Consider the following 12301-nt stretch of genomic DNA (forward strand, 5'->3'; position numbering starts at 1 on the left):
ATGGCCGCCGGGCGCTCGCGACGCCTCAGGCGGCAGGCTGCCGGATGCTCTGCGCCATCTTCGACAGGGCGCCGACGAGAAGGCCGGTGGGTGCCGCCACAAGCATGTCGCCCACATTTCGCGGGACCGACCCGGAGGCCCGGGGGGCGACCGGCCCGGCAATGCTGCGCGAGATCGAAAGACCGTGCGCCTCCACCCGTCGCGCGGCATCGCCCAGGATCTCCGCGAGCCGTTCCGCCGGCGGCATGCCGAGGGACTGCCGCAAGTCCTTGGGGCCGAACTGCACCGCGTTCACGCGCGGATGGGAGAGGATGGCGTCGAGGTTCTCCAGCGCTTCCGCCTCCTCGATGACGATCTCGATATACATCCCGTCATTCGCGTCGGCGGCCCACTGGTCCTCGTCGATGCCGTGGCCGTAGAAGCCGGAGCGGCCGATGCCGTAGACGGTCCGGTTGCCCAGCGGGTGGTACATGACCGCCTCCACCAGCCGCTCCACATCCTGCCGCGTGCGCACCCGCGCTAGGCAGAAGCCCTGCGCGCCAGCCGACAGAAGCGGATCGACGATGGTCTCGTAGCGGCGCCCCACCCGCGCGATCGGCGTCATGCCGCACAGGTCCGCGGTGCGGATCATGGATGCTGCAGCGGCAAGGCCCAGGGCCTCGTGCTCCATGTCGACGATGGCGAAGTCGCAGCCGACCGTGCCCGCAATCTCCACCACGGCGTCCGAGGCGAAGCGCATGCAGACGCCGAAGCAATCCTCGCCGGCCTTAAGCTTCCGCGCGATCGTGTTCGCGCGTATGCGCGCAGGAACCTGCTCCATCCGAAATGCTCCCGAAGATGTTGAAAGGGCGAGACGCCGGCCTCCCTCGCCGCGTCGTCTCACGCGGTAAGGTCCGTAAACGGTGGCGCAGCTTATCCATGGCGCCAGAGGCGCACCCATCGCGTTTCGGCATGCAGCGATGAGGTCTTCGCATCGGCAGGCGCATGCCGCGATGCATGACGGCGAGATCGCCTCGGTCACGGGCTGCAAAGTGGGCCGGACCATGCCGGCGGCGCCTGCCCGCTGTGGGGCTCGCCGGGACGCGAATGCCGCGGATGGGCTCGATCTTCTGCGCGGGCGGACAGGATCAAGGCATGAGGCGTTTGTTGCCTGGAGGCTAGTAAAGCCTTCTTGCCTGTCGTCGGATTTCGAGGCTTTGGCGTCAGGAAGCGGCGCGGTCCGCGCCGCTTCCTTTCAGGTCACGCCTTCTCTGGAATGATGGGCACGAGAATGTAGTTCTCGCCCTTGCCGCCGCGCAGTGTCAGTTCGGCGCCGGTGATGTTGGGCGTGCGATCCCTGGGATCGTTGTGGAGGAAGGGTCCGCAGCCGGTGAACTCGTTCTTCATGTTGGAGAGCCGGCCACCGCTGCCGCCCGTATAGACATAGTCCTTGGAGCGGACGCTGAGGGCCAGGGTGTAGCCCTTGGGAATGACGATGCAGGTCGGCCAGATCTCCACATCCAGCTCCGCCGCCTCGCCGGGGGTGAGGGGCTGCTTCTCGTCATGGGTATGGTAGGGCCGGTACTCCGTGCTGAGCGCCTTGTCCAACTTGCGGTGGGAGGCGCGCAGCCAGCCCTGGGCGATGGGCGTGTGGGGATCGAGCGCGCCCTTGAACACCACCTCGTGCCCTTCCGGGTCGAACACCTGGAGCACGAGGAACACGTCCGCATCGTCGGTGGACGACGAAAGGAACAGCTTCGCCGCCGAAGGGCCGGTGATCTCGGTGTCGTGGGCGAACGGCTTGGTGCGGAACATCAGCCCGTCACCGGACGCCGGGAAGCTCACCTCGTTCACGCCGCCTTCGGGCGGCGTCCAGTCCAGGCTCTGCCTGGCGAAGTTGAGATAGAGCTTCGTCCATTGCGTGCGCGCCAGCGGCCATTCGTTCTCGTGGCGGATGACGAACTTCTCCCCGGGATGGCGGATGTTCAGCTGCACCTTCGGCTGCTTGTCCCAGCCGGTGTCCTCGCCTTTCAGGAAATGGCCGAAGAAGCGCTTCTGCAGTTCCACGCCATAGTCCGCATAGAACAGGGTCCAGTGCCGGGAGCCGTGCATCTCCAGCCATTTCTGCTCGGAGGCGGCCCGGACGAAGCCTTCCACGTTGCCGCGCAGGTGCAGGCTGTTCCCACCCCAGTTTCCGGCAGAAAGGAAGGGGATCTTGATCTTGTCCCAATGGGCCGAGCGGTCGCGGTGATATTGGTCGTCCAGCGGGTGGTCGAAGATCATCTGGCCGAAATCGCTGCGGTTCTTGCGCAGCTCGGCGTCGCTCAGCGTGTCCGGCCCGCAGACCCAGTCGCCGTTGATGTTGCTCTTCGGCCCGTTGGTGCCGAGGCCATGCTGAACGCTGACCGACTGCATGTCGTACCAGTTCGCCTGGAACGTGCAGACGATGCCGCCCTGGTGGTTCTTGTCGCGATACCAGTCGCCCGCTCCCTCCCACACGCACATGGCTTTGAGGTGCGGAGGCGCCAGCGCCGCAACCTGCCACTGGTTGATGGCGTAATAGGAGATGCCGTTGGCCCCCACCTTTCCGTTGGACCAGGGCTGCACCGCCGCCCATTCGATGCAGTCGTGGAAATCCTTGGTCTCGCGCGGCGAGAAATGGTCCACATAGCCGGGAGAACGGCCCGAGCCGCGAGAGTCCACGCGCACCACCGCATAGCCGTCCGGCACCCACTTTTCGGGGTCCACCGTCTCCCAGCTCTGGTATTTGTTGGTGGAGCCGGCCGGCACGTCCGGGTGCTCTTCCACCATGATGTCCCAGGCGGTCTTGTAGCCATCCTGGAAGGCCAGCCATTTCGCATAGGGGCCGTAGGTGATGATGACGGGGTACTTGCCGGGCTTGGTCGGCCGATAGACGTCGGCGCGGACCACCACGCCGTCATCCATGGTGATGGGCAGGTCCCAGTCGATCTGCATGCCGTCGCGGACTTCGCTGGTTTCCCTCAGATCCGTTTTTTCCCGCACATTCATGGGTGGTCTCCTTCAATGGTGGGCGCGCGCGGCGCCTTATGAAAGCGGCGGCGGGTCGAGCCGCCGGCCGTAGATCCAGGAAATGGTGCGGGCCGCGCGGGCGGCCCGCGGTCGTCAGCTTCGGTAGTAGCGCTTGGCCCGCTCCTCGGCGCGCTTGGCGGCTTCTTCCGGGGTCGCCTTCCCGGTCGCGGCCTCTGCCACCATGTCCACCACGATATAGTCCGCCAGAACCGTGGCTGACGCCTCCCCGAGCGGCCCGGAATAGCCGCTCGGCCGCAGGATCTCCGACGCGCGGGAAAACGGAATCATGTTGGGGTCGGAGGTCCAGATCGGGTTCGCGGCGAACGCCTTCAGCGGCTGGCAATAGGAACCCGCGCTGCCCTCGATCCAGGCATTCATCTGGGGCGCCTCGAACATGAACTGCAGATAGGCCTTCAGGGCGTTCGGATACTTCGTGTACTTGAAGCCCACGATGGAGCTGGTGGCGAACATCTCTGCCGGAACGCCGGTGGGGCCGACCGGCATGTTTACCGCCTTCACGTCACCCTTCATGCTCGCGTACTGGCTGTCGTTCTTGGACGCGAGATACATGAGGATGCCGTTGGCGGTGGCCGATATCTCGCCCGCCAGGAAGGCACGGTTGTTGTTCACGTCCAGCCAGGTCTCGGTGCCGGGAATGAAGGTGGGATACAGCTGGCGGACATATCTCAGGGCGGCGATGGTCTCGGGGCTGTTGATCACCACCTTGCCGGCGTCATCCACCACCTTGCCGCCATGGCTCCAGAGCACCCAGTAACAGAAGTTGTTGCCGTCCCCGACGCCGTGGCCGAGCGTGAAGCCGGCAGGATGGCCGATCCCCTTCAGCGCCTTGCAGACCTCCAGGAAGCCGGCCGTGTCCTTCGGAAACGCGCTGAAGCCCGCCTGCTTCACCCAGCTGTCGCGATAGCAGATGGCGTTGCCGATGGTCGCCAGCGGCAGGCCGATGAACTTCTTGTCCTTCAGCGAATAGAGCGCGAGATTTGGATACCATCCGCCATACTTGCCGCTGAGATAATCGGCGAGATCGGTCATATCCAACAGCTTGTCGGCATAGAGCTGGGCATTGTCCAGCCACACCATGATCATGTCCGGGCCGGACCCGACGCTGGCCGCCACCGCCGCCTTGGGGCCGATATCCTCCCAGCTCTCCTTGTCGACCCGCACGGGCACGCCGGTGAGGTCGGAGAACTTCTTGGTGTTGGCGAGCCAGGTCTCCTCATCGGCCTTGACGAAGGATGACCAGCGCAGGATGCGCAGCGACGCGCCCGGCTCCGGCTTGTACCTTAAGGTGACATCCTGGGCGTGTGCCGGCGTGAAGCCGGGAAAGGTCGTGAAGCCCGACGTTGCGGCCATCCCCGCTGATGCGAGCAGCAGGTCTCGTCTGGATATGGGCATCCCTCAGGTCCTCCCTCTTCTTTTGCTGTTTGTTTCTTGGCGTTCCTCCGTACACTCGAGTGCTCCGGAAGGTCTTCGGAGCAAAGCTTCCGCCGTTGTTTTCCTGGAAGCTTCAGTAGAGACGGGCTCTCGTCATCCTTTTCCGACGCCGAAAATGCCCGGCTCCCCATGCCGCTTGCGCGCACGAAATCCTGCGCCGGGCGTGGCGCATATTCAGGGGGAATCCGGTTCCGGCCGCGCGTCAGTGGCGAGCGCAGCGATGAGGATCAGCGGTCTGGGGGGCGGGAGCGGTGGTTTCGCTCGGAAGGCACGGCCTCGTGAGGCCACAGAAGCGTGGCTGTCGGCATGGCGTTCTCCCTAGACAATGGTGCCGCCGTTCATGATTCTTCGTCATGACGGGCGACCCATTTTTCTTATGTTCGAAATTTTTGTACAAATTCGAATTCTTTGCAATAAGAAAATGGGACGCCGCCTGACAGGAGCGAACGCCGCATGGCGAGGCAGCAAACGAAGCGCAACGATCTATCCGGCGGTGCGCCGGCGAGCGGCAGCCCGGAACGCGAGGCGTCGAAGACCTTCGGCGAGGAAGCCTACCGGCTGCTGCGGCGGGACATTCTTTCGGGCCGGCTGGCGCCGGGCCACAAGCTCCAGTTCCGCCAGCTCGTGCAGCGATACGACCTCGGCATCGCGCCGCTCCGAGAGGCGCTGTCGAAGCTCGCCTCGGAGCGCCTCGTCTCCTTCGAGGGCCAGCGCGGTTTCGCTGTGGCGCCGATCTCGCGCGAGGAGCTGCACGAGGTCAGCAACCTCTGGTCGGAACTGACCGCGGCGGGGCTCAGGATCGCCATCGCAAAAGGCGATGCGGACTGGGAGGCCGACGTGATCGCGTCCCTCCACCGGCTCAGCCGCACGCCCCTGCCCGCTTCGCCGGAGGATTATGAGGCGATCGAGAATTGGGAGAGGCTCCACGCCCAGTTCCACACCAACCTCATCGCCTGCCCCGGCTCATCGTGGCGCGAGCATTTCTGCTCCGTGCTCTGCGACCAGTTCGAACGATATCGGCGCGCGATCCTCATGCAGATGGCGACCTCGGCCGCCACCGCGCGCCAGGTGGACAAGGAGCACAAGCAGATCGCCGAGGCCGCGGTGAAGCGGGAAAGCGATCGCGCTGTGCAGCTTTTGGTCGATCATTTCTCCGGAAACCTCGCCTATCTCGACGCTCAATATGACCGGCTCTCGCTCCAGGCCCATGGAGCCGGCCTCCAGCCAAAGGTCCGGACCGCGTCCAAGACGAAGTCGAAAGTCGCGGAGACCGCTTAGAAGCCGGAAAGAGACACTCGCGCTTCAGGAAGGAGAGATTTCATTCAACGCCGCCGCGCGGCTCCAAAACAAAACAAATATACCCTCAGGGAGATGAAACATGCCGTTTTTGCTCGGAAAGAAGAAAGTATTCCTATCCGCCTCGCTTTTGCTTTGGGCCGGCAGCATGCTCGGCACAGCGGCGGCCCAGAACGAAACTGCTGCGAGCTTCCCCAACCACGCCATCACGATCATCGTGCCCTATAGCGCGGGTGGCCCGACGGACGCTGCCATCCGGCCGGTCGCGCAGGCCATGAGCCAGATCCTGGGGCAACCCATGGTCATTGAGAATATCGGTGCCGCAGGCGGGTCCATTGGAACGGTGAAGGTCGCCTTCGCCCCCAAGGACGGCTACACGCTCCTCGCCCAGCAGGCCGGCATCGCCACCCTCCCGGCGCTTTATCCCAAGATCGCCAAGGATATCGACAAGCAGCTCACCGCCATCGGCATGATCAACCGGACCTACAATTTCCTGGTCGGCCGGAAGACCCTGCCCGCGCGCAATATCGAGGAGCTGAAGGCCTGGATGAACGGACCCGGCAAGCCGGCGCGCTTCGCCCATCCGGGTGTCGGCACCTCCGGCCATGTCAACTCGGTGGTCACAGTGAAAGCGCTCGGCACCGAGGTGACGTTCGTGCCCTATCGCGGCGGCGGCCAGGCCATGAACGACGTCCTTGCCGGCCATGTGGATCTGGTCTGGGCGGCCACCACCCTCTCCATCCCGCAGATCAAGGCCGGTAATCTCATCGCCTACGCGGCGGGCTCCGGAAAACCCGCCGACCTCCTGCCCGATGTGCCGAACGCCTCCGCGGTGGGGCTTAAGGAGGCGGACAATCCGTTCTGGCAGATGCTGCTGGCGCCCGCCGGCACGCCGGAGCCCATCATCATGAAGCTGAACGCAGCGCTCCGGGAGGCCCTCGCCAAGCCCGACGTGGTGCACGCCTACACGGAGACCGGTTCGTCCATCTATCCCCCGGACGAGCAGACGCCCGCCTACGCGAACGCCTTCCTGCGCCAGGAGATCGATCGCGTCACGAAGGTCATCCAGGACAACAACATCGAGAGCGGAAACTAGCCGGCGCCCGCTCCCGCGGCATCAAGGAAAGGATTTGAGACATGACGACCGTATTGGATGCTCCCCTTCACATCGAAGGCATCTGCGCTCCCGAATTCGCCGAGGTGCGCGAGGAGTTCGTGAAGAACTTCACCTCCCGCAACGAGATCGGCGCGGCGGTGTGCGTCTACAAGGATGGGAAAAAGGTGGTCGACCTGTGGGGCGGCTACAAGGATGTCGATCGCACCCAGCCCTGGGAGAAAGACACCATCGTCATCATGAACTCCATCGCCAAGAGCATGAGCGCGCTGTGCGTCCATATCCTGATCGACCGGGGCCTCGTGGACTTCAATGCGCCGGTTGCCACCTACTGGCCGGAATTCGCCCAGGCCGGGAAGGAAAAGGTGCTGGTGCGCCACGTGCTGTCGCACTCCTGCGGCGTCATCTATTGCGATGTCGCCAAGGCTGGCGACATCTTTGATTACGACACCTTCATCCGCGTTCTGGAAAAGCAGGAGCCGGCCTGGGAGCCGGGCACCTATGGCGCCTACAATTCCCAGAATATCGGTTTTCTCGCCGGCGAGATCGTGCGGCGCGTGGATGGGCGCACCGTCGGCCGCTTCCTGCGGGAGGAGGTCACCGACAAGATCGGCGCCGAATATAATATCGGCCTCACCCCCGCGGAGATCGCGCGGGTGTCCGACATGCACAAGAACCCTTTGAACGAGTTCGCCCAGATCGCCTCTGACCCCACGTCGGCCCTCTACCGCGCCAAGCGCGGAAGCCCCGACGGCTACTTCCAGAACATGCGCGAGATCCGCGAGAAGGAAGTCCCGTCCTTCGGCGGCCACGGCAATGCGCGCGGCATGGCGCGCATCTACGCGGCGCTCGCCGGAAACGGGGAGATCGACGGCGTGCGCCTCCTCGGCAAGGAGACGGTGGAGCAGGCCAACACCGTGGTCTGGGAGCACGATTGCATCATGACGCGGCGCGCGATGCGCATGGGCTACGGCTTCATGCACAACGAGACCAGCACCATCCCCATGGGCCCCAATCCGAAGGCGTTCGGCCATACGGGCTCCGGAGGCGCATTCACTTGGTGTGATCGGGAGCGCAATCTCTCCTTCGCCTACTGCACCAACTTCCAGCGGCAGGGTCCCGGCATCGGCGTGCGGGGCGCCAGCCTCTCGGTCGCCACAGCCGGTGGGCCGCGCCCCGACTGGCTCAGCTAAGTCCGCCAATATCCAGGAGGCGGCAGAATGTATGCCGCCTTCTGGAGACCATTCGCAGGCCGGAAAATTGCAGCCGGCTCGCTGCCTTCACGCAATGAACAAACGGCCGCCATATGCTGGAAGGCCGGGAAACGCTCGGCTCCCATCGCCGCTTCCATTTGTGTCATTCTCAGATCACCGACCATTGTGAAACTGGCTCCCTTGCAGGAATTTCGGAGCGGCACTTAACGCCAGAGGGCCCCTGTGCCTGCTGGACTTCCCATGCGTTGCCTGGCGTACCAACCAGCGTTCGTCAGGGCTTCGCAGCTTTCCGTTAGCTGGTGCGATGCCGACCCTCTTGGAGAGAAGCAGCACGATGGACCTAAGTGCAATTGCTGTGCAGACGCGAAGGCGCGTTGAAGACAGCCGGTTCGTCACAGGTGCCGGGCGCTATACTGGCGATCTCCGCCCCGACGGACTCCTCCACACAGTGTTCATCCGCTCCCCTCATGCGCGTGCACGGATCGTCGCCATCGACATTACGACAGCCGCTTCGGCCGATGGCGTCCTGGCGGTCATCACCGGCGCAGATCTGTGCGCCGCCGGACTGAAGCCTTCGCCGGGCGGGTTCAATGTGGCGCATCCGGACGGCAGCCCGGCCCCGAGGACCGATCGTCCCGCACTGGCAATCGACCAGGTTCGCTATGTGGGCGAGGCCGTCGCCGCCGTGGTCGCGCGGACGCTCGCGCAGGCGATCGATGCGGCTGAGCAGGTCGACGTCCAATATGGGTTCGATGAAGCCGCATCATCAATGCATGCGGCGGCTTCCGATCCCCCCGCGGTCTGGGACGATGCACCCGACAATATCGCGTTCCGCTGGCAAGGCGGCGACGCGGCGGCAACGGACGCGGCGCTGAAGGCCGCGGCCCATGTCACGCGCCTGAGCATGAGCATCTCGCGCGTCTCGGCCCACCCCATGGAGACCCGCAACGTCCTTGCACAACCGCAGGAGGACGGCCGCCTCTTGATCCAGGCGAGCCATCAATCGCCATACACCCTGCTTGATGGTCTTGCGGCCGCCGGCTTCGACAAGGCCGGCCTGCAGATCCGGATCGGCGATGTCGGCGGCTCTTTCGGCCTCAAGGTCGGCATCATCCCCGAGGCGATCGTGGTCGCCCACGCAGCGCGAAGCCTGGGCTTTCCCGTTGTCTGGGAGAGCAGCCGGTCGGAAGCGTTCCTGGCCGACGACCAGGCGCGGCAGCTTGAGGTGACGGGCGAGATTGGTTTCGACGAAACGCAGCGCATCGTCGGCCTGAGGGTCGGCATCCGGGCCCATCTCGGCGCCTATCTCAGCCAGAAATCCGGCTGGACGGTCAACAATATCGGCGGGGTTGCGGGCGTCTACGACATTCCCGCAATCCACGCCGAGATCTCCGGCATCTTCTCGCACACGGCGCCGACCGCAGCCTATCGCGGCGCAGGCCGGCCGGAAGCCACCTACATAATCGAGAGCCTGCTGGATGTCGCTGCGCGCGAGCTCGCCGTCTCGCCGGTCGACCTCCGGCGGCGCAATCTGATCCCGGCTTCGGCCATGCCGTACAAGACCGCGCTCGTCTTCACGTATGATTGCGGAAATTTCGAAGCCAATATGGACGCGGCCGAGCAACTTGCCGATCTCCCCGGTTTCCCGGCACGGCAGGCGGAAGCGGCACGGCGCGGCAAGCTTCGCGGCATCGGCATCTGCAACTGCATCGAGGCGGCTGGCGGACCGTTCAAACGGATTGCGCCCGATATCGCCCGGGTTTCGCTGCTGGGGGATGGGCGGCTGCGCGTGCAATCGGGCACGATGTCCGTCGGCCAGGGGTTCGAGACGGTCTTCCCGCAGCTGGTCGCCGATCTCTTCGGCGTGTCGAACGACCTCGTCGACTTCCAGCAGGGCAATACCGATGTCCTGCCGTTCGGAAGGGGCAATGGCGGTTCAAGCGGGCTCTGCGTGGGCGGCCCTGCTCTTGCTGAGGCTGCAACGACGCTTGCCGCAAAGCTGACCGATATCGCGAGCGAGCGGCTCGATGTGCCGGTGGAAGCGTTGACGCTCTCCGATGGCATGTTCCGGGCCTCCGGCGGCAATCGGACCCTGACACTGGCCGAGATCGCCGCGAAGCTTCCGGTGGAGGAGGACGTGGCCGCCGAGGGCATGGCCAGCTTCAAGCCGGCGGAGGTGACCTTTCCCAATGGAACCCACATCTGCGAGGTCGAGATCGACCCGGACACCGGCCAGGTCGCAGTCGTCGCCTACAGTGCCGTCGAGGATATTGGTCGGGTCGTCCATCCGATGCTCGCGGAGGGACAGATCCATGGCGGCATCGCGCAGGGGATCGGCCAAGCGCTCGGCGAGCGGATTGTCTACGACGACGGCGGCCAGCTCATCACCGGGTCCTTCATGGACTACCAGATGCCGCGAGCCGAGGACTTGCCGAGCTTCACATTGAAGTTCAACGAGGTGCCGACGCGGGTCAATCCGCTCGGCGTGAAGGGCGTCGGCGAAGCCGGCACGGTCGGTGCACTGGCCGCCTGCATGAATGCCATCAATGACGCACTGGCGCGGGCGGGCGCCCCGGCGCTTGATATGCCGGCGACGCCGACACGGGTGTGGCAGGCGCTGAGCACTGCATCGCAATCCTGAGCTGCTGGCGGGGGTTGCTGTCGGTTTCCGACATCAGCGGGTATTTCGCGGGGCCTGCCCAAATTGGCAGAGCACATCCCTCACCCAAGTGGTCATGGGCCCAAAGGGTGCATCTTGCTTGACAGTGCTTTGTGGCTGGGCGCAGCCTTGTCCCCTAGAGGAAGGATGATGCGGCTGCGTTCGGCAGCTGGCTTTTCGTCCGCCAGGGAGCGCCACGCATGGAGGAATGCGAGGCCGATCGGCGCCCTCCGCGCGTGAAAGCTAGAACGCGACGCATGGCGCACCTCAGTCTGACAATTGGCGCGCTGCTGCTTGCCGGCGCGCCGGTGGAAGTGTGCGCACAATCCGCGCAGCAGCCGGCGGCGCAGACAAAAACGATCGACATCGTGCTCGTCCGCGAGATGATCGACCGACCTCCTCCTCTGTCGCTGCTTGATATCCCGCCGACGGACGAGGGGGTCGCGGGCGCGAAGCTCGCCATTGCCGACAACAACAATACGGGGCGCTTTCTCGGCCAGGAGTTTCGCCTCGACATCATCGAGAGCGCGAGGGCCGACGAGCTGGTGTCGGAAGCAGAGAAGCGGGTCGCTGCGGGCCAGCATTTTCTCGTGCTCGCCGTCCGGCCCCAGACCGTCCTGTTGCTCGCCGACGCCTTGAGGGAGAAGGAGGCGCTCCTGTTCAATGCCGGCGCGCCGGACGAGAGCCTGCGCGAGGAGGAGTGCCGTGCCAATGTCCTGCACACCAGCCCGTCCCGCGCCATGCTGGCCGACGCGCTGGCGCAGTATCTGGTGTGGAAGCAATGGCGGCGCTGGTTCCTGATCGTCGGACAGCGGCCGGAAGACGTGGCGTATGCGGACGCGGTCCGGCGCGCCGCGAAACGCTTCGGCGCGCGCATCGTCGAGGAGCGGGCCTTCCCGGTCGAAACCGGCTCCCGGCGTGCCGACGGGGGGCACGAGCAGGTTCAACAGCAGATCCCACTTTTCACGCAGAATGCGCCGGCCCACGACGTGGTGGTCGTCGCCGACGAATCCGAGCAGTTCGGCGAATACCTGCCGTATCGCACATGGGACCCGCGGCCGGTGGTGGGGACGCAGGGGCTGACGCCGACAAGCTGGCATCCCGCCCTCGAACAATGGGGCGGGACGCAGTTCCAGAACCGCTTCAGGCGATCCGCGAACCGGACCATGCGCCCGTTCGATTATGATGTCTGGCTCGCGGTGCGCAGCATCGGCGAGGCGGCGACGCGCCGTGGTTCCACCACGTTCGCCGATATCGAGGCGTATCTGCGCTCCGCCGCGTTCGAGGTGGCGGGCTTCAAGGGCCAGAAGCTCACATTCAGGGATTGGAATGGCCAGCTTCGCCAACCGATCCTGATCGCCACGCCGAAGTTGCCGGTCTCGGTTTCGCCGCAGCCGGGCTTTCTGCACCAGTTCTCGGTGCTCGATACGCTCGGGGTCGACCGGCCCGAAACGAAATGCAAGGCGTGGGAGCGCAGGATTTAGAACGAGAAGCCGAGAGCGTCCTCAAGTCTTCGGGTCCTCATGGGGAACGGAA

The 12301-nt window shown here is 64.9% G+C and carries 8 protein-coding genes; 5 read left to right on the forward strand and 3 right to left on the reverse strand.

From position 1 onward, the window contains the following. Window positions 1-25 precede the first annotated feature (25 nt). The 3 genes from ABLE91_RS17550 to ABLE91_RS17560 form a co-directional block, all read right to left on the reverse strand. Entirely contained in the window at window positions 26-820 is a 795-nt protein-coding gene (locus ABLE91_RS17550) for an HpcH/HpaI aldolase family protein (RefSeq protein WP_348932745.1), read from the reverse strand. A 419-nt stretch (window positions 821-1239) separates the two neighbouring features. Then, the gene (locus tag ABLE91_RS17555; protein ID WP_348932747.1) at window positions 1240-3009 is read right to left on the reverse strand and encodes a CocE/NonD family hydrolase; all 1770 of its coding nucleotides are present in this window, start codon (window positions 3007-3009) and stop codon (window positions 1240-1242) included. Window positions 3010-3123: 114 nt separating this feature from the next. Then, window positions 3124-4443, reverse strand: coding sequence for an ABC transporter substrate-binding protein (locus ABLE91_RS17560; protein ID WP_348932749.1), 1320 nt, complete (start codon window positions 4441-4443; stop codon window positions 3124-3126). Between the two features lie 492 nt (window positions 4444-4935). Here ABLE91_RS17560 and ABLE91_RS17565 point away from each other — a divergent pair, with 492 nt between their 5' ends. The 5 genes from ABLE91_RS17565 (at window position 4936) to pedA1 (ending at window position 12249) form a co-directional block, all read left to right on the forward strand. Further along, window positions 4936-5760, forward strand: a complete 825-nt coding sequence (locus ABLE91_RS17565; RefSeq protein WP_348932750.1) for a GntR family transcriptional regulator — start codon at window positions 4936-4938, stop codon at window positions 5758-5760. Window positions 5761-5860: 100 nt separating this feature from the next. Continuing rightward, window positions 5861-6874, forward strand: coding sequence for a Bug family tripartite tricarboxylate transporter substrate binding protein (locus tag ABLE91_RS17570; RefSeq protein WP_348932752.1), 1014 nt, complete (start codon window positions 5861-5863; stop codon window positions 6872-6874). A gap of 41 nt (window positions 6875-6915) precedes the next feature. Further along, entirely contained in the window at window positions 6916-8085 is a 1170-nt protein-coding gene (locus ABLE91_RS17575) for a serine hydrolase domain-containing protein (RefSeq protein ID WP_348932754.1), read from the forward strand. 355 nt (window positions 8086-8440) lie between these two features. Further along, entirely contained in the window at window positions 8441-10747 is a 2307-nt protein-coding gene (locus ABLE91_RS17580; RefSeq protein WP_348932757.1) for a xanthine dehydrogenase family protein molybdopterin-binding subunit, read from the forward strand. Window positions 10748-11022: 275 nt separating this feature from the next. After that, the gene (pedA1, locus tag ABLE91_RS17585) at window positions 11023-12249 is read left to right on the forward strand and encodes a lanthanide ABC transporter ABC transporter substrate-binding protein PedA1 (protein WP_348932759.1); all 1227 of its coding nucleotides are present in this window, start codon (window positions 11023-11025) and stop codon (window positions 12247-12249) included. Window positions 12250-12301 lie beyond the last annotated feature (52 nt).

Origin of the sequence: Aquabacter albus (assembly GCF_040049275.1) — a bacterium.
Lineage (GTDB): Bacteria > Pseudomonadota > Alphaproteobacteria > Rhizobiales > Xanthobacteraceae > Aquabacter.

Coding starts and splice junctions, on each gene's coding strand:
- pedA1 (WP_348932759.1), top strand. CDS start 11,023: ATGGCGCACCTCAGTCTGACAATTGGCGCGCTGCTGCTTGCCGGCGCG.
- ABLE91_RS17555 (WP_348932747.1), bottom strand. CDS start 3,009: ATGAATGTGCGGGAAAAAACGGATCTGAGGGAAACCAGCGAAGTCCGC.
- ABLE91_RS17570 (WP_348932752.1), top strand. CDS start 5,861: ATGCCGTTTTTGCTCGGAAAGAAGAAAGTATTCCTATCCGCCTCGCTT.
- ABLE91_RS17560 (WP_348932749.1), bottom strand. CDS start 4,443: ATGCCCATATCCAGACGAGACCTGCTGCTCGCATCAGCGGGGATGGCC.
- ABLE91_RS17575 (WP_348932754.1), top strand. CDS start 6,916: ATGACGACCGTATTGGATGCTCCCCTTCACATCGAAGGCATCTGCGCT.
- ABLE91_RS17580 (WP_348932757.1), top strand. CDS start 8,441: ATGGACCTAAGTGCAATTGCTGTGCAGACGCGAAGGCGCGTTGAAGAC.
- ABLE91_RS17565 (WP_348932750.1), top strand. CDS start 4,936: ATGGCGAGGCAGCAAACGAAGCGCAACGATCTATCCGGCGGTGCGCCG.
- ABLE91_RS17550 (WP_348932745.1), bottom strand. CDS start 820: ATGGAGCAGGTTCCTGCGCGCATACGCGCGAACACGATCGCGCGGAAG.